Source organism: Alicycliphilus denitrificans, from assembly GCF_044792555.1.
GTDB lineage: Bacteria > Pseudomonadota > Gammaproteobacteria > Burkholderiales > Burkholderiaceae_C > Alicycliphilus > Alicycliphilus denitrificans_A.
Window position 1 is genome coordinate 3,074,582 of record NZ_CP126238.1, and the last position, 17,175, is coordinate 3,091,756.

General features: G+C 65.2%; 16 protein-coding genes and 6 tRNA genes. 7 read left to right on the top strand and 15 right to left on the bottom strand.

Features of this window, described 5'->3' with window-relative positions; genetic code table 11:
- Nucleotides 1-15: 15 nt before the first annotated feature.
- From P7644_RS14585 to P7644_RS14595, 3 genes are all read right to left on the bottom strand, one after another.
- Nucleotides 16-1,431: a sodium:proton antiporter gene (locus P7644_RS14585; protein ID WP_404299971.1), complete on the bottom strand. Its 1,416-nt coding sequence runs from the start codon at nt 1,429-1,431 to the stop codon at nt 16-18.
- 61 nt (nt 1,432-1,492) lie between these two features.
- A complete protein-coding gene (pncB, locus tag P7644_RS14590; RefSeq protein ID WP_404299972.1) occupies nt 1,493-2,692 on the bottom strand; it encodes a nicotinate phosphoribosyltransferase in 1,200 nt (399 codons plus the stop codon).
- A gap of 119 nt (nt 2,693-2,811) precedes the next feature.
- Nucleotides 2,812-3,288, bottom strand: a complete 477-nt coding sequence (locus tag P7644_RS14595) for an acyl-CoA thioesterase (protein WP_404299973.1) — start codon at nt 3,286-3,288, stop codon at nt 2,812-2,814.
- 223 nt (nt 3,289-3,511) lie between these two features.
- Here P7644_RS14595 and P7644_RS14600 point away from each other — a divergent pair, with 223 nt between their 5' ends.
- The 3 genes from P7644_RS14600 to P7644_RS14610 all read left to right on the top strand — a co-directional run bounded on the left by P7644_RS14600 (nt 3,512) and on the right by P7644_RS14610 (nt 6,257).
- Complete coding sequence (locus tag P7644_RS14600) at nt 3,512-4,066, top strand: phasin family protein (RefSeq protein ID WP_404299974.1); 555 nt, start codon at nt 3,512-3,514, stop codon at nt 4,064-4,066.
- Nucleotides 4,067-4,339: 273 nt separating this feature from the next.
- Nucleotides 4,340-5,389: an extracellular solute-binding protein gene (locus tag P7644_RS14605; RefSeq protein ID WP_404299975.1), complete on the top strand. Its 1,050-nt coding sequence runs from the start codon at nt 4,340-4,342 to the stop codon at nt 5,387-5,389.
- 109 nt (nt 5,390-5,498) lie between these two features.
- Nucleotides 5,499-6,257 carry a 3-hydroxyacyl-CoA dehydrogenase gene (locus tag P7644_RS14610; RefSeq protein WP_404299976.1) on the top strand — a complete coding sequence of 253 codons (759 nt, stop codon included), beginning with the start codon at nt 5,499-5,501 and terminating at the stop codon, nt 6,255-6,257.
- Nucleotides 6,258-6,370: 113 nt separating this feature from the next.
- Here P7644_RS14610 and P7644_RS14615 read toward each other — a convergent pair.
- The 12 genes from P7644_RS14615 to folC all read right to left on the bottom strand — a co-directional run bounded on the left by P7644_RS14615 (nt 6,371) and on the right by folC (nt 14,085).
- Nucleotides 6,371-6,447: transfer RNA gene (locus P7644_RS14615), tRNA-Asp, on the bottom strand.
- A gap of 49 nt (nt 6,448-6,496) precedes the next feature.
- Nucleotides 6,497-6,572, bottom strand: a tRNA-Glu gene (locus tag P7644_RS14620).
- A gap of 22 nt (nt 6,573-6,594) precedes the next feature.
- Nucleotides 6,595-6,670 (bottom strand) — tRNA-Ala (locus P7644_RS14625).
- Between the two features lie 17 nt (nt 6,671-6,687).
- Nucleotides 6,688-6,764 (bottom strand) — tRNA-Asp (locus tag P7644_RS14630).
- Between the two features lie 49 nt (nt 6,765-6,813).
- Nucleotides 6,814-6,889, bottom strand: a tRNA-Glu gene (locus P7644_RS14635).
- Nucleotides 6,890-6,906: 17 nt separating this feature from the next.
- A tRNA-Ala gene (locus P7644_RS14640) sits at nt 6,907-6,982 on the bottom strand.
- Nucleotides 6,983-7,046: 64 nt separating this feature from the next.
- Nucleotides 7,047-8,447 carry a glutamate--tRNA ligase gene (gltX, locus tag P7644_RS14645; RefSeq protein WP_404299977.1) on the bottom strand — a complete coding sequence of 467 codons (1,401 nt, stop codon included), beginning with the start codon at nt 8,445-8,447 and terminating at the stop codon, nt 7,047-7,049.
- Entirely contained in the window at nt 8,444-9,658 is a 1,215-nt protein-coding gene (locus P7644_RS14650; protein ID WP_404299978.1) for an O-succinylhomoserine sulfhydrylase, read from the bottom strand. The genes gltX and P7644_RS14650 overlap by 4 nt, the downstream gene beginning before the upstream one ends.
- Before the next feature lie 129 nt (nt 9,659-9,787).
- Nucleotides 9,788-11,296, bottom strand: a complete 1,509-nt coding sequence (gene purF / locus P7644_RS14655) for an amidophosphoribosyltransferase (protein ID WP_404299979.1) — start codon at nt 11,294-11,296, stop codon at nt 9,788-9,790.
- A gap of 82 nt (nt 11,297-11,378) precedes the next feature.
- Complete coding sequence (locus P7644_RS14660) at nt 11,379-11,867, bottom strand: CvpA family protein (RefSeq protein WP_404303220.1); 489 nt, start codon at nt 11,865-11,867, stop codon at nt 11,379-11,381.
- Between the two features lie 36 nt (nt 11,868-11,903).
- Complete coding sequence (locus P7644_RS14665) at nt 11,904-12,746, bottom strand: SPOR domain-containing protein (RefSeq protein ID WP_404299981.1); 843 nt, start codon at nt 12,744-12,746, stop codon at nt 11,904-11,906.
- 13 nt (nt 12,747-12,759) lie between these two features.
- On the bottom strand, nt 12,760-14,085 hold the full coding sequence (gene folC, locus P7644_RS14670) for a bifunctional tetrahydrofolate synthase/dihydrofolate synthase (protein WP_404299982.1): 1,326 nt from the start codon (nt 14,083-14,085) through the stop codon (nt 12,760-12,762).
- Nucleotides 14,086-14,133: 48 nt separating this feature from the next.
- Here folC and P7644_RS14675 point away from each other — a divergent pair, with 48 nt between their 5' ends.
- The 4 genes from P7644_RS14675 (at nt 14,134) to argG (ending at nt 17,117) form a co-directional block, all read left to right on the top strand.
- Complete coding sequence (locus P7644_RS14675; protein WP_404299983.1) at nt 14,134-14,526, top strand: ArsC family reductase; 393 nt, start codon at nt 14,134-14,136, stop codon at nt 14,524-14,526.
- Between the two features lie 113 nt (nt 14,527-14,639).
- Complete coding sequence (locus P7644_RS14680; protein ID WP_404299984.1) at nt 14,640-15,311, top strand: glycine zipper 2TM domain-containing protein; 672 nt, start codon at nt 14,640-14,642, stop codon at nt 15,309-15,311.
- Nucleotides 15,312-15,428: 117 nt separating this feature from the next.
- Nucleotides 15,429-15,746, top strand: coding sequence for a pyrimidine/purine nucleoside phosphorylase (locus P7644_RS14685; RefSeq protein WP_404299985.1), 318 nt, complete (start codon nt 15,429-15,431; stop codon nt 15,744-15,746).
- Nucleotides 15,747-15,773: 27 nt separating this feature from the next.
- Nucleotides 15,774-17,117: an argininosuccinate synthase gene (argG, locus tag P7644_RS14690; protein WP_404299986.1), complete on the top strand. Its 1,344-nt coding sequence runs from the start codon at nt 15,774-15,776 to the stop codon at nt 17,115-17,117.
- Nucleotides 17,118-17,175 lie beyond the last annotated feature (58 nt).

The window sequence follows — 17,175 nt, forward strand, 5'->3', positions numbered from 1 at the left end:
GGGAACTCCTTTGTTTCAACGCAGCCAGATAAAGGTCATGACGACGAACAGCGGCACCAGGATGCCGAACGACCACAGCATGTAGCCGAAAAAGCTCGGCATCTTCACGCCGCGGTCCTCGGCAATGGCCTTGACCATGAGGTTGGGCGCGTTGCCGATATAGGTGTTGGCACCCATGAACACGGAGCCGGCCGAGATCGCCGCCAGCGTGGTCGCATACGTGGTCATGAGCGTGGCCGGGTCGCCCCCCGCGGTGTTGAAGAACACCAGATAGGTGGGCGCGTTGTCCAGGAAGGACGACAGCAGGCCGGTGGCCCAGAAATACATGGCCGGGTCGGGCGCTCCGTCGGGCCGGGTGACGGCGGCGACGATGGCGCCGAACGGCCCGTTCACCCCCGCCTTGAGCATGGCAATCACGGGAATGATGGTCAGGAAGATGCCCGCGAACAGCTTGGCCACCTCCTGCATCGGCGCCCAGCCGAACTGGTTGTCGGCATGCACCTGACGCGGCGTGAGCGCCAGCGAGGCCAGTGTGACCGCGATCAGCCCCAGGTCGCGCACCAGGCCCGGCAGGCCCACGGGGGTGCCAGCCACGTCCCACTGCACGGGCGACTGCCAGATGCCGCTCATCAGCACCAGCGCCACCACGGCGAGCAGCAGCACGAAGTTGATCTTGCCGTCAAAACCCAGCGCCGCGGGTGGCGAGTCGGGCGTGGGGTCGCTGCGGCTGATCTCGCCCGCCTGGCGGAAGTACCAGCTGTCGAGCACATAGAACAGCGCCAGCAGCACACCGACGAGGAACAGTGTTTCGGGAAAGATGTGGCGCACGGTCCAGAAGAAATCCACGCCCTTCAAGAAGCCCAGGAACAGCGGCGGATCCCCCAGCGGAGTGAGCGATCCGCCCGCGTTGGAGACGATGAAAATGAAGAACACCACCACATGGGCCACATGCCTGCGGTTGTCGTTGGCGCGTATCAAGGGGCGAATCAGCAGCATCGACGCGCCCGTCGTGCCCATGAAGCTCGCCAGCAGCGCGCCCAGGGCCAGAATGCCGACGTTCAATGCCGGGCTGCCATGCAGGTTGCCGCGGATGTAGATGCCGCCGGCCACGGTGAACAGCGCCGCGAGCAGGATCACGAAGGGGATGTACTCGGCCACCAGCGCATGCACCAGGCCCGCCCCCGCCACCGCCGGCCCGAACACCACGCCGAACGGCAGCAGGAAGGCCAGCGCCCAGAACGCCACCACCTTGCCGAAATGGTGGTGCCAGAACAGCGGGGCCAGCAGCGGTAGCAACGCGATCGACAGCAGGATGCCGGCAAACGGCACGCCCCACAGCAACGACAGCTGGCTGCCGTCGATGTCTGCGGCTGCGGCCAAGGTCGGCATCAGGCTAATGGCAGCAAGTGCCAGGGTGCGAGTAGGTTTCATGAAACAGTCTTCCTTGGTTCCTTGGTTTTTTGATTCTTTCGCTGATGGCGGGCTGCGCCGCTCAAGCCGGGCCGGGGATGTCGAACACCTGGCGCAGGTAGGCCAGGTATTTCTCGTCGTCGCACATGTTCTTGCCCGGCGCATCCGACAGCTTGGCCACGGGCTGGCCGTTGCAGCGCGTCATCTTGATGACGATCTGCAGAGGCTCGCAGCCCAGGTCGTTGGTCAGGTTGGTGCCTATGCCAAAGGCCAGCTGACAGCGCCCATGGAAGCGCTGGAACAGCTCGATGATGCGCGGCACGGTGAGCGCGTCGCTGAAGATCAGCGTCTTGGTCAGCGGATCGACACGGTTGTCGCGGTAGTGCTGCAGCAGGCGCTCACCCCAGGCGAAGGGGTCGCCGCTGTCGTGGCGCGCACCGTCGAACAGCTTGCAGAAATACAGGTCGAAGTCGCGCAAAAAGGCATTCATGCCATACACATCGGACAGCGCAATGCCCAAGTCGCCGCGGTATTCCTTGGCCCACATCTCGAAGCCGAACACCTGGGTGTCGCGCAGCCGCGGGCCCAGCGACTGGCAGGCCTGCAGGTACTCGTGCGCCATGGTGCCCAGCGGCGTGAGCCCCAGCTGCATCGCATACAGCACATTGCTCGTGCCCGCCAGCTGCCCGGCTGCGCCGTTGTGGCGCCCGTCCACGCCCAGGCCGGTGCACAGCGTGCGCAGCACCTCCTCGTGCCAGGCGCGCGAGAAGCGCCGGCGCGTGCCGTAGTCGGCGATCTTCAGGCTCTCCAGCCCGCTGCCTTGCAGCTGCGCGATCTTGGCCTGCAGGCGCCTGCGCCCCTCGGGCTGGGGCGACGCCTTTTGCGTGTTGCGAAAGTACACCTCGTTGACGATGGCCAGCACCGGGATCTCGAACAGTATGGTGTGCAGCCAGGGCCCGGTGATGGTGATGTCGATCTCGCCCGAGGGCAGCGCGCTCACCTGTATGTATTTCTCGTTGAGCCGGAACAAGCCGAGGAAATCGACGAAATCGCTCTTGATGAAACGCAGCGAGCGCAGGTAGGCCAACTCGGCATCGTGGAAGTGCAGCGTGCACAGGGCACGGATCTCGCTACGGATCTCGTTCACATAGGGCGACAGCTGCACGCCCGGGTTGCGGCACTTGAAGCGGTATTCGACCTGGGCCCCGGGAAACTGGTGCAGCACCACCTGCATCATGGTGAACTTGTACAGGTCGGTGTCGAGCAGGCTGGTAATTATCATGAAAGCGCACGCGCCAAGGCCAGCGCGGGTCGTGGGCGATGGGGCACCGCCTGGGGCTGAAAGGTTTTTGTCTCGGCCGCGATTCTGGCATCAACGGCAATACCCATCGACGCCCTGACCTAAGACAGCGGCTCGAGCGCCTGGCGCAGGCGCTGCGGCAAGGCGCGCGGACGGCGATCATCACGCCCCACATAGACATGCACGAAATGGCCGCAGGCCGCGCTCATCTCCTGCCCCTGCGCAAACAGGCCCACCTCGTAGCGCACGCTGCTGCCCCCCAGCCGCGCCACGCGGATACCGGCATCGATGCTCTGCGGAAAGGCCAGCGGGGCAAAGTAGTTGCACTGCGTCTCTACCACCAGGCCAATGGTCTCGCCCTGATGGATGTCCAGAGCGCCCTGCTCGATCAGATAGGCGTTCACCGCCGTGTCAAACCAGCTGTAGTACACGACATTGTTCACATGGCCGTAGATGTCGTTATCCATCCAGCGCGTGGAGATGCTTCGAAACACGCGGTAGGCCTGCCGGGGCAGCGGCCCGGGGCGCTGCGGCGTGCCTGCAGCCGTCGAGGGAGAAGAGGCATGGGTCGCATTCATGGGGCCGCAATTTTGCCAGCAGCCCTCGGGTCATCGAGGCAAACGTAACAAACAGAATACGAAGTAATAGACAATAAAAATGCTGCAATGCAGCAAAAAAGACTTGCATCCCGTTCCAGGATCCTTAGAATTCACCCCATGCTGCACTGCAACATGACTTAGAGGTCGGTCAGAGCAGACCTCTTAACCCGCCCCCCAAGGGCATTTCAATTGGAGCAATGACATGACACTGACCCCCGAGCAAATCCTCGCTTCCCACAAGGCCAACATCGAAACCCTGTTCGGCCTGACCAACAAGGCCTTCGAAGGTGTGGAAAAGTTCGTTCAGTTGAACGTGGCTGCCTCGCGCGCCGCCCTGACCGAAGCCGCCACCCACACCCAGGCCGTGCTGTCCGTCAAGGACGCACAGGAACTGCTGGCCCTGCAAGCCGGCCTGTTCCAGCCCATGGCCGAGAAGGCAGCCGCCTACAGCCGTCACGTGTACGAAATCGCCTCCGGCACCGGCGCCGAGTTCGGCAAGGCCTTCGAAACCCAGGCCGCAGAAGCCCAGCGCAGCTTCAGCAACCTGGTGGACACGGCCGCCAAGAGCGCACCCGCCGGTTCTGAAACCACGGTCGCCGTGTTCAAGAGCGCCGTTTCAGCCGCCAACAATGCCTTCGAATCCGTGCAAAAGGCAGTGAAGCAAGCCAGCGACGTGGCCGAGGCCAACTTCAACGCCGTCGCCAACTCGGCCGCCAACGCCGCCAAGACGGTCGAAGTCGCTGCCCGCAAGCGCTGATCACCGGGCTGCGCTCCAGGAGAGCACACCCTAGGGTTTTCACTTATAATTCGCATATTCGCCTTGTCGTCATAGATAGCAAGGCACTCCAGTTGTCTCCTTGGATCCTCTCGAAACTCCGCGTTTCTTGGATCCCTTCAAGCCCGGTCTCTGACTGGGCTTTTTTTTTGCCTGCCGACAAAGATGGACCCTCGGGAGCACAATTTTATTTAAGAACAATTCTCGTTTGCTTTATCATCCAGGAATTCCCTCTCCGAGAAAGATACGACTCCCATGTCCAAATCCATGAAATCCCTGCTGGCCATCGGTATGTTGACGGCAGCGGGCCTTGCCTGCGCCCAGGAGCAGGTGCTGAACCTGTATTCGGCGCGCCATTACCCCACGGACGAAGCCCTGTACAGCGGCTTCACCAAGGCCACAGGCATCAAGGTGCAGCGCGTGGACTCCGACGACGCCGGCATCATGGCGCGCCTGAAAGCCGAGGGCTCGGCCTCGCCCGCCGACGTGATCCTGCTGGTGGATGCGGCGCGCCTGTACCGCGGTGAGGTCGATGGCCTGTTCCTGCCCGTGCGCTCCAAGGTGCTGGAGGACGCCATTCCCGCCAACCTGCGTGCCACGCCCGCGGCGGATGGCGGCAGCGCCTGGTTCGGCCTGTCCACCCGTGCCCGCGTCATCGTCTACAACAAGGCCAAGGTGAACAAGGACGACGTGGATACCTACGAGGAACTGGGCGATCCGAAGAACAAGGGCAGACTGTGCATACGCTCGGGCTCGCACCCCTACAACCTGAGCCTGTTCGGCGCCATCACGGAGCATATGGGCGAGCAAAAGGCCGAGGCCTGGCTCAAGGGCGTCGCGGCCAACCTGGCCCGTGCACCCAAGGGTGGCGACACCGACCAGATCAAGGCCGTGGCCGCCGGTGAGTGTGATATCGCCGTGACCAACAGCTACTATCTGGCGCGCCTGATGCGCTCGGAAAAGCCCGAGGACAAGGCCGTCGTGGACAAGGTCGCCGTAGTCTTCCCGAACCAGCAATCCTGGGGTACGCATCTGAACATCGCCGGCGGCGCCGTGGCACGCCACACCAAGCACCAGGCGAATGCGATCAAATTCCTGGAATACCTGGCCAGCCCCGAGGCGCAGAACCATTTTGCGAACGGCAACAACGAATGGCCCGCAGCCAAGGGGGTCGAACTGGACAACCCGGCACTCAAGGCCATGACCGGCGGCAAGCCCTTCAAGAGCGAGACCATTCCCATCGGCGCCGTAGGCGCCAACACCACCAAGGTGCAGCAGATGCTCGATCGCGTCGGTTTCCGCTGATCTTCAGCAAACCGCGTACAACCCGGCTCCGCCGGGTTTTTTTGACCACGCCCGCCCCGACACCTTCATAATTGACGCTTACGTCAACGTTATCTATAGGAGACAGCGAATGGAAATCAAGGGCAAGGTATTCATCGTCACGGGCGGCGCATCCGGCCTGGGCGAGGGCACGGCGCGCATGCTGGCCGCCGAGGGCGGCCAGGTGGTGATTGCCGACATGCAGGCGGACAAGGGCGAGGCCGTGGCGCGCGAGATTGGCGGAGTTTTCGTGCGCTGTGATGTCGCCAGCGAGGCCGACGGCCAGGCGGTGGTGGCCCGGGCCGTGTCCATGGGCAAGCTCATGGGCCTGGTGAACTGTGCCGGCATCGCCCCCGCCGAAAAGACCGTGGGCAAGAACGGCGCCCACGCGCTGGCAAGCTTCAGCAAGACCATCACGGTGAACCTGATCGGCAGTTTCAACATGATCCGCCTGGCGGCCGAGGCCATGAGCAAGAACGAACCCGAGGCCACGGGCGAGCGCGGCGTACTGATCTCCACCGCCAGCGTCGCCGCCTATGACGGCCAGATTGGCCAGGCCGCCTACTCCGCCTCCAAGGGCGGTGTAGTGGGCATGACATTGCCGATTGCACGCGACCTCGCCCGCAGCGGCATTCGTAACATGACCATTGCCCCCGGCATCTTCGGCACACCCATGCTGTTCGGCATGCCCAAGGAAGTGCAGGACGCACTGGCCGCCGGCGTGCCCTTCCCCAGCCGCCTGGGAACGCCCGAGGACTACGCCAAGCTGGCGCGCCACATCTTTGAAAACGACATGCTCAACGGCGAGGTGATCCGCCTGGACGGCGCCATACGCCTGGCACCGAAATGATGCATTTTTAAGAGCTGCAAACGCTTGCCACGCCTGCCTTGCAGGCGTTTTTTGCATGCCATTGCACAAAAATAAATGGGCTGCACCTTGCGATGCAGCCCATTTTTAAAGATTGGCGGAGTGGACGGGACTCGAACCCGCGACCCCCGGCGTGACAGGCCGGTATTCTAACCGACTGAACTACCACTCCGCGTCGGTAGCTGCGTTGCGATTCTTGCGAATCCAAGTGCAGCCAAACTTGGCGACCCTACGGGGATTCGAACCCCGGTACTCACCGTGAAAGGGTGATGTCCTAGGCCTCTAGACGATAGGGTCAAAACCTAGAATCTCTTCGATTTGGTGGAGGTAAGCGGGATCGAACCGCTGACCTCTTGCATGCCATGCAAGCGCTCTCCCAGCTGAGCTATACCCCCAAACCTTGCGAAAACTTTGGCGGAGTGGACGGGACTCGAACCCGCGACCCCCGGCGTGACAGGCCGGTATTCTAACCGACTGAACTACCACTCCGCGTCGGTAGCTGCGTTGCGATTCTTGCGAATCCAAGTGCAGCCAAACTTGGCGACCCTACGGGGATTCGAACCCCGGTACTCACCGTGAAAGGGTGATGTCCTAGGCCTCTAGACGATAGGGTCAAAACCTAGATTCAGTATGGTGGAGGTAAACGGGATCGAACCGATGACCTCTTGCATGCCATGCAAGCGCTCTCCCAGCTGAGCTATACCCCCATGACTACAGCATTTATTTTCATATCTGCCGCAATCTACTGAGCCTCAAATTATAGACAGGTTTTTAGCGATTTTTCAAACGTGCGAGGATTTTTTCACGTCCGAGCAATTCCAACACCGCATCCACCGAGGGCGTGTGGGCCGTGCCCAGGGTGAGCACGCGCACGGGCATGGCCAGCTGCGGCATCTTCGCGCCCTGCTCTTTGAGCACCTCCTTGATGGCGGCGGCGATCGCCTCCTTGTTCCATTGCACCTGCTCCATGGCGGCGGCGAAGGCGTCGAGCAGCGGCACTGCGGCCACGGTCACATGCTTGGCATAGTCCTCGGCGTTGCGCTCCAGGGCGTCGGCGTAGAACAAGGCGATCCAGCGCGCCAGATCGACCAGGGTTTCGCAGCGGTCCTTGAACAGCGCGCAGATGCGCGGCAGGCGCGCGTCGAGCTGGCCCTGATCCACGCCTGCTTGCAAAACAAAGGGCGTGACCGCGTGCGCCAGCGCCGCGTCGTCCATGGCCTTGAGGTGCTGGGCGTTGACCCAGCGCAGCTTGGCCTCGTCGAACTGGCCGGCGCTCCTACCCAGGTGGTCCAGGTTGAACCATTCCAGGAATTGCGCGCGCGAGAAGATCTCGTCGTCGCCGTGGCTCCAGCCCAGGCGCGCCAGGTAGTTGACCATGGCGTCGGGCAGGTAGCCGGCGTCGCGGTACCAGGTGACGGGCTTGGCGCCGTGGCGCTTGCTCATCTTCTCGCCCTGCTCGTTCAGCACCGTGGGCAGGTGGGCGAACACCGGCACGGCGGCGCCCAAGGCTTCAAAAATGTGGATTTGGCGCGGCGTGTTGTTCACATGGTCGTCGCCGCGGATCACATGGGTGATCTGCATGTCCATGTCGTCCACACAGACGCAGAAGTTGTAGGTGGGCGTGCCGTCGGGGCGGGCGATGACCAGATCGTCGAGCTCGCTGTTCTGGAACTCGATGCGGCCCTTGCACTTGTCGTCCCAGGCGACCACGCCGTCCTTGGGGGTCTTGAAGCGCAGCACGGGCTGCACGCCCTCGGGCACGGGCGGCAGCTGCTTGCCCGGCTCGGGGCGCCAGGTGCCGTCGTAGCGCGGCTTTTCCTTGTTCGCCATCTGGCGCTCGCGCAGCGCGTCGAGCTCGGCCACGCTCATGTAGCAGGGGTAGACATGGCCACTCTCCTGCAGCCGGGCCAGCACCGCACGATAACGCTCCATGCGCTGCATCTGGTAGTACGGGCCCTCGTCATGGTCAAGCCGCAGCCAGGCCATGCCCTCCAGGATGACATCGACCGAGGCCTGGGTGGAGCGCTCCAGGTCCGTGTCTTCGATGCGCAGGATGAAGTCGCCACCGTTGGCGCGGGCGAAGGCCCAGGGGTAGAGCGCCGAGCGGATATTGCCCAGGTGGATGAAGCCCGTGGGCGAGGGGGCAAATCGGGTGCGTACTTTATCGGTCATTGCAAGGTATCCAGGCCGCGCAGGAGGTCGGCCTTGAGGTCGTCGAGGTGTTCGAGGCCGACGGAGATGCGGATCAGGCCCTGGCCTATGCCGGCGGCCTGGCGCTGGTCTTCGGTCAGGCGCCCGTGCGAGGTGCTGGCCGGGTGGGTGATGGTGGTCTTCACATCACCCAGGTTGGCGGTGATGGAGCACACGCGCGTGCTGTCGGCCACGTGGAAGGCATTGGCGCGCAGCTGCTCGGCGCCCTGCCCCACCACGTCGAAGGACAGCACCGTGCCGCCCATGCCGCCCTGCTGGCGCATGGCGAGCTCGTGCTGGGGGTGGCTCTTGAGGCCGGGGTAATAGACGCGCGCGACCTTGGGGTGCGCCTGCAGCCAGGTGGCCAGCTCCAGTGCCGCGGCGCTTTCGGCCTTGACGCGCAGGGCCAGCGTCTCCAGTCCCTTGAGCACCACCCAGGCGTTGAACGGCGCCAGGTTCAGCCCGCCGCTGCGCATGAAGGTGCCCATGACCTTATCCACCAGCGCCACCGTGCCGCACACGGCGCCGGCCATGACGCGGCCCTGGCCGTCGAGTAGTTTGGTGCCGGAATGCACGACGATGTCGGCACCAAAGCGCGCGGGCTGCTGCAGCACGGGCGAGGCGAAGCTGTTATCCACCGCCAGCAGCGCGCCCTGCGCATGCGCAAGCTCGGCCAGGGCGGCGATGTCGCACAGGTCGGTGAGCGGGTTGGTGGGGGTCTCGGCAAACAAGAGGCGCGTGTTCGGACGCATCGCCGCGCGCCAGGCCTGCACATCGGTCTGGGATACGAAGCTGGCCTCCACGCCAAAGCGCGCCATCTCGGTGCCCAGCAGCCTGATGGTGGAGCCGAACATGGACTGCGAGCAGACCACGTGGTCGCCCGCCTTCAGCACCGTGAGCGCGACGAGCAGGATGGCCGACATGCCGGTGCCGGTGGCCACGGCGCATTCCGTGCCCTCCATGGCCGCCAGGCGGCGCTCAAAGCTCGTTACCGTGGGGTTGGCGGTGCGGCTGTAGGTGTAGCCCGGCTCCTCGTTGGCAAAGCGCCGCGCGGCGCTGGCGCAATCGCTCTGCACGAAGCTGCTGGTCAGGTACAGGGCTTCGCTGTGTTCGCCCCACTGGCTGCGCTCCACGGCCTCGCGCACGGCAAGGGTGTCCGGATGCAGGCCGGCAGGCAGGGTTTTGTCGGTCACGATGACTATCCTTGTTTCAAAAATAGGAGCTGTTTGCGCTTTATTTACGGTATTTTCAACATCTTTTATAGCCAAAACACCATAAAGATAAGCGCAGGATGCTCATCTTTTCGATGCGCATGGTCGCACTCACTGCTCCTGCGCGTTCGGCAGGGACAGGCGCGAGGTGTCCTCGCCCTCTTCCTCGCCGCCGCGCTCGCGCCCTTCGTTGAGCGCCGTCACCTCCTCGTCGGAGATGTCGCCGGTGATGTAGACGCCGTCGAAGCACGAGGCCTCAAAGCCCTCGACCTTGGGGTTGACCTTGCCCACGGCCTGCTTCATGGCCTCCACGTCCTGGTAGATCAGCGCGTCGGCGCCGATCACCTGGCGGATCTCCTCCACCGTGCGGTCGTGCGCCACCAACTCGGAGCGCGTGGGCATGTCGATGCCGTAGACGTTGGGATGGCGCACCGGCGGCGCGGCCGAGGCCAGGTAGACCTTGGTGGCGCCGGCGTCGCGCGCCATCTGCACGATCTCCTTGGACGTGGTGCCGCGCACGATGGAATCATCGACCAGCAGCACGCGCCGGCCCTTGAATTCGCTGGCAATCGCGTTGAGCTTCTGGCGCACCGACTTCTTGCGCGTGGACTGGCCCGGCATGATGAAGGTGCGGCCCACGTAGCGGTTCTTCACGAAGCCCTCGCGGTAGGGCAGGCCCAGCAGCTGCGCCAGCTGCATGGCGCTGGGGCGGCTGGATTCGGGGATGGGGATGATGGCGTCGATCTCGCTCGGCGGCACGGTGGAGATGACGCGCTTGGCCAGGGTCTCGCCCATGTTCAGGCGTGCCTGGTAGACCGAAATGCCATCCATCACCGAATCGGGGCGTGCCAGGTAGACATATTCGAACACGCAGGGGTACAGGCGCGGGTTGTCGGCGCACTGCCGCGTATGCACGCTGCCATCGAGCTGCACGAACACGGCCTCGCCCGGTGCGATGTCGCGCTCAAGCCGGTGCAGCGTGCCCTCCAGCGCCACGGATTCGCTGGCCAGCATGACCGTGCCGTCGGCCCCCCTGCCCATGCACAGCGGGCGGATGCCGAAGGGGTCGCGGAAAGCCAGCAGACCATGGCCCGCAATCAGCGCAATGACGGCGTAGGAGCCCTTGATGCGCTGGTGCACGGCGCGCACGGCGGCGAACACATCCTCGGCCGTGAGCGGCGCGCCGCTGCTGGCGCGGCCGATTTCGTGCGCCAGCACGTTGAGCAGGACCTCGGAGTCGCTCTCGGTGTTGGTATGGCGGTGGTCGGTGTCGGCCAGCTCGCGGCGCAGCTGCTTGGCATTCGTCAGGTTACCGTTGTGCACCATGACGATGCCGAACGGCGCGTTCACGTAGAAGGGCTGCGCCTCCTCCTCGCTGGAGGCATTGCCGGCCGTGGGGTAACGCACCTGGCCCAGGCCGATGGCGCCCGGCAGCGCACGCATGTTGCGCGTGCGGAACACGTCGCGCACCATGCCCTTGGCCTTGTGCATGAAGAACTTGCGCCCTTCCTGGGTGACGATGCCCGCGGCGTCCTGCCCCCGATGCTGCAACAGCAGCAAGGCGTCATAAATCAGCTGATTGACAGGGGTCTTGCTGACCACACCGACGATTCCACACATAGTTCGCGTTCCATTTACGAAGGCGGGACCCATCCCGCCGAAAAACATTCATTGGCCACTGCGCGCAGCGGCCCGGACCAGCTCACGAAGGCAGATACTGCCCCCATTGCGCGGGCAACACGGCGCCCAGGCTCTTGAGCGCCGCCTGCAACCAAGGCACGATCTGCGACTGCTGCCACCACGGCGCCTCCTGCACCTGCATCCAGCCGGCCACGAACACCGCTGCCAACAGCAACACCAGGCCGCGCAGCACGCCAAACAGCGCACCCAGCGCCCGGTCGGCGGGCCGCAGGCCTACGGCGGCCACGAGCTTCTTGAGCAGCCAGGCCAGCAGGCCACAGACAAACACCGTCGCCACAAACACCACCACAAGTCCGGCCACGTAGCGCCAGGCGGCATCCACCGGCCCCATGGGCAGCCAGGCGCCCGCGTCGTCGGCAAACCACTGGGCGGCAAAAAAAGCCGCCACCCAGCCCGCCAGGGACAGCAACTCGAACATCAGGCCACGCCACGCCCCGATCGACAGGGACGCGGCCAGCACCGTCAGGAAAATCCAGTCCAGCGCCGCCATGCGCAGTCCGTCGAGCAACAGCTGCCTCCGCCCCGGCTACAGCGCCAGCACCGACGCCGACAGCCCCGCACCCTTGACACGCCCCACCGCCTTATCGGCCTCGGCACGGCTGTCGAACGGGCCCAGACGCACGCGCGTGCGCTTGCCGTCCTTGGTGTCGACCAGCTGGGTATAGGTCTTCAGGCCCGAGCGCTCCAGCCGCTGGCGCACCTCGCGCACCTTGTCCGCGTCGGCAAAGGCGCCCACCTGCACGATGAAGCGCCCCTGATCCGCCGCCGCAGGGCCTGCAGCCTGCGCCTGCGGGCCACGGCCTTCGAGCAGGGCGCGCGCGCGCGCCGCTTCCTCCATGCGCAGAGGCTTGGCCTCGGTCTTGGGTTCGGTCTTGGGTTCGGGCTTGTGTTCCGGCTTGGCTTCGGGTTTGGGTTCCGGTTTCGCCGCCGGCTTGGGCTCAGGCTTGGCGTCGATCTGCACCTGGGGCTCCGCGGGCAGGCGCGGCGGCGATGGCGGCGTGGCCTCGCTGCCGGCACGAGTGCTCAACACCTCCTCCCCCTCATCCAGCCCGGCTGTGGGCGATTCCTGCCTGGGTGCGGGCTCGGCCGCGCCCTTCTGCGGCAGCACCAGCGGCGCCACCTTGTTGCGATCGGGAATGTCTATGGCCACGTTCACGGCCACCGGCCGCGGCTGGGTGTCAAAAACCAAGGGAAAGCCCACCACCCCGGCCAGCACCAGCACGGCGGCACCGATCAGGCGGTGGCGCGCGCGCCGGCGCATCTCCTCGATGCTCTCGGCCTGGGCGTTGCCGCGCGCGCGCCTGGCGGGCTTGCTGCTGTCGCCCTGCGGCTCGGCGCTGCCGGGCCAACGAAACTTGAAAAATGCCATGGGTGTGGACTTGTTATGCGTCCAGATGCTTGGCCTGCAAGCGGGGCACTCCGTCTTTGAGCACGCCGCCCACCGTGTAGAACGAGCCAAAGACGACGATTCTATCAGCGGGGTCGGCGGCCGCCACGGCGGCGCGCAGCGCCTCCTCGGGGCTGGCGTGCAGGCTGGTGGCGGCCTGGCGACGCCCGCCAGCGACCATCTGCAGCGCATTCCATTTCTGCTGCAGGCCGGCGGCCGTTTCGGCGCGTGGCGTGGGCAGGTCGGTGAAATACCAGCGGTCTATGAGGGGCGCAATCTTGGCCAGCATGGGGGCCAGGTCCTTGTCGGCCATGGCGCCAAACACGGCATGCGTGCTTGGAAAGTAGCCCATGGCATCCAGATTGGCCGTGAGCGCCGCCACCGAGTGCGCGTTGTGCGCCACGTCCAGCACCAGCGCCGGCTGACCCGGCACAACCTGGAAGCGCCCGGGCAGATCCACCAGCGCCAGCCCCGTGCGCACGGCCTGCGCGGTGACAGGCAGGCGTTCGCGCACCGCCTCCAGAGCCGCCAGCGCGCCCGAGGCATTCAGGAGCTGGTTGGCCCCGCGCAGCGCCGGGTAGGACAGCCCGGCATAGCGGCGCCCGCGCCCGGCCCAGGCCCATTGCTGCTTGTCGCCGGAATAGTTGAAATCATGGCCGAAGCGCCACAGGTCGGCGCCGATCTCGCGCGCGTGGTCGATCACGCTCTGCGGCGGCACGGGGTCGCTGACCACCACGGGGCGGCCGGTGCGCATGATGCCGGCCTTCTCGCGGCCAATCGTTTCGCGGTCCGGGCCGAGGAATTCCACATGGTCTATGTCCACGCTGGTGATGACGGCGCAGTCGGCATCGATGATGTTGGTGGCGTCCAGCCGCCCGCCCAGACCCACCTCCAGGATGGCCACGTCCAGGCGCGCCTCACTCATGAGGCGCAGAATGGCCAGCGTGGTGAATTCAAAATAGGTCAGCGACACCTCGGCGCCATCCTGGGTTCTGGCGCGCTCCACGGCTTCGAAGTGCGCTATCAAGGATGCAGCATCGACGATCTCGCCATGGATGCGGCAGCGCTCCTCGAAGCGCACCAGGTGCGGCGAGCTGTACACCCCCGTGCGGTAGCCGGCCTGCTGGGCCACGGCCTCCAGCAGGGCGCAGGTCGAGCCCTTGCCGTTGGTGCCGGCAACGGTGATCACCGGGCAGTCAAAGCGCAGCGCCAGGCGGCGGGCCACCTCGCCCACGCGGGCCAGGCCCATGTCGATGTTCTTGGCGTGCAGCCGCTCGCAGTGCTCGAGCCAGCCTTCCAATGTTTGGGGGAGATGTTGCATAGAGCCTCGGATTGTCGCCGAGCCGCACATGGGCCATGATGCGCGCCCATGAGTACCCCCACCACCACCATCATCCTCTACGGCATTCCCAATTGCGACACGGTCAAGAAGGCGCGCGCCTGGCTGGGTGAGCAGGGCCTGGACTACCAGTTTCACGACTTCAAGAAACAGGGCGTGCCCGCCGATCGCGTATCGGCCTGGATGGCCGCCGTGGGCTGGGACAGGCTGCTCAACCGCCAGGGCACCAGCTGGCGCCGGCTGGACCCCGCCGTGCAGGCCCGTGTCAGCGATGCCGCCTGCGCCGCGGCGCTGATGCAGGAGCACCCCTCGGTCATCAAGCGCCCCGTGGTGGAGTGGAGCGGCACGCCCACGGGCCGCGTGACGGTGGGCTTCAAGCCAGAGGCGTGGAACGAGCTGGCGCGCGAACACTCCAACCGGTAGGCAGTTGGCGGCTTTACGCAGCTTTACGCTCAGGCACTGCTGAATTGACACCCGGCGGCGAAACCAAATCCTCGCCTGCCGCGTTGTAGACCGACCCAAAGGAGTTTTGCACCATGCACAAGATCTTCGTCCTCGCTGCACTGGCTGCGGCGGCAGTCGCCACCCAGGCGCAGGAGCTGGGCCGCGTGCTGTCGTCCACGCCAGTCACGCAGCAGGTGGCGATTCCGCAGCAGGTCTGCGGCAATGAAACCATTTACAGCGGCGCGCGCCCGACGACCGGTGGCGGCGCCGTGCTGGGCGCCATTGCCGGAGGCGCGGCGGGCAATGCCATAGGCGGTGGCAGCGGCCGCGCGGCGGCCACGGCCCTGGGCGTGATCGGCGGCGCGTTGCTGGGCAACCAGATCGAAAGCGGCCGGCCCGGCTACCAGAACGTGCAGCGCTGCACCACCGAGACCTATTATGAAAATCGCGTGATCGGCTACGACGTGGTCTACGAATATGCGGGCCGCAGCTACACCACGCGCACGCAGACCGACCCGGGGCAATGGATCCCGGTAACGGTGCAGCCGGCCGTGCCAGGCATGTCCAGCTACCCGCCGGGCTACTCGTCCAACACCCCCTCCAGCTATGGTCCCGAGGGCGGCGGCTATGCCCCGCCGGGCGTGGTGCTCTCCACGCCGCCCGGCCCGCCCGCCTACATAGTGGAGCAGCCCCCCACGGTGATCGAGTACCGCGGCCCCTACGGCCACCCCTATCGTCCACAGCGCTACTACGACCGCTACTGACGCCAAATGAAACAGCCGCGCAAAGGAGCTCCCCGGGGCTCCTTTTTGCATGGCGTGGCACACGCCGTCGCCGGCGTGCCTAAAATCGCCGGTTTGTCCCTCCTACCCACTCCTCCCATGACCACCGAGAAGATCGCCGGCGTCAGCGTCGCCACCCAGGCCAACGTGTACTTTGACGGCAAATGCGTGAGCCACGGCATCACCTACCCCGACGGCACGAAGAAGTCGGTCGGCGTGGTGCTGCCCGCCACCCTCACCTTCAACACCGGCGCGCCCGAGATCATGGAATGCGTGGCAGGATCGTGCGAATACCGCCTGGCGGGCAGCGATGCCTGGCTCAAATCCGGCCCCGGCGACAAATTCAGCATCCCGGCCAACTCCAGCTTCGACATCCGCGTGGCCGAGGCCTACCACTACATCTGCCACTTCGGCTGATCCGTTCCTTCTTTCATTGATACCGCCATGGCAACCATCCTGCAAAACCTCCCCGTCGGCCAGAAGGTCGGCATCGCCTTCTCCGGCGGCCTGGACACCAGCGCCGCGCTGCGCTGGATGAAGAACAAAGGCGCCCTGCCCTACGCCTACACCGCCAACCTGGGCCAGCCCGACGAGGAGGACTACGACGCCATCCCGCGCAAGGCCATGGAATACGGCGCCGAGAAGGCGCGCCTGGTGGACTGCCGCACCCAGCTGGCGCACGAGGGCATTGCGGCCATCCAGGCCGGGGCCTTCCACATCTCTACCGGCGGCATCGCCTACTTCAACACCACGCCGCTGGGCCGCGCCGTGACCGGCACCATGCTGGTGGCCGCGATGAAGGAGGACGACGTGCACATCTGGGGCGACGGCTCCACCTTCAAGGGCAACGACATCGAGCGCTTCTACCGCTACGGCCTGCTCACCAACCCGTCGCTGCGCATCTACAAGCCCTGGCTGGACCAGGCCTTCATCGACGAGCTGGGCGGGCGCGCCGAGATGTCGGCCTTCATGACCCGCGAAGGCTTTGGCTACAAGATGAGCGCCGAGAAGGCCTACAGCACCGACAGCAACATGCTGGGCGCCACGCACGAGGCGAAAGACCTGGAGTTCCTGAACAGCGGCATCCGCATCGTCAACCCCATCATGGGCGTGGCGTTCTGGAAGCCCGAGGTGGAGGTGCCGGCCGAGGAGGTCTCCGTCACCTTCGAGGAAGGCCAGCCCGTGGCCATCAACGGCAAGGAGATCGCCGACCCGGTGGAGCTGTTTTTGGAGGCCAACCGCATCGGCGGGCGCCACGGCCTGGGCATGAGCGACCAGATCGAGAACCGCATCATCGAGGCCAAGAGCCGCGGCATCTACGAGGCCCCCGGCATGGCGCTGCTGCACATCGCCTACGAGCGCCTGGTGACCGGCATCCACAACGAGGACACCATCGAGCAGTACCGCCTCAATGGCCTCAAGCTCGGCCGCCTCTTGTACCAGGGCCGCTGGTTCGACCCCCAGGCCATCATGCTGCGCGAGACGGCCCAGCGCTGGGTGGCCCGCGCCGTCACCGGCACCGTGACGCTGGAACTGCGCCGCGGCAACGACTATTCGCTGCTCAATACCGAAAGCCCCAACCTGACCTACGCGCCCGAGCGCCTGTCCATGGAAAAGGTGGAGGACGCGCCGTTCAGCCCGCTGGACCGCATCGGCCAGCTGACCATGCGCAACCTCGACATCTCCGACACGCGCGACAAGCTGGGGGTGTACGCGCGCGCGGGCCTGCTGTCGCTGGGCGGCAATGCGGCGCTGGCGCAGCTGGAAGACGGCAGCGCCAAGAAATAAGCAACAAATTGGCTTCCAACGCTTGATAAACAAGCGCTGTAAGCTATCAAAAAGAGAG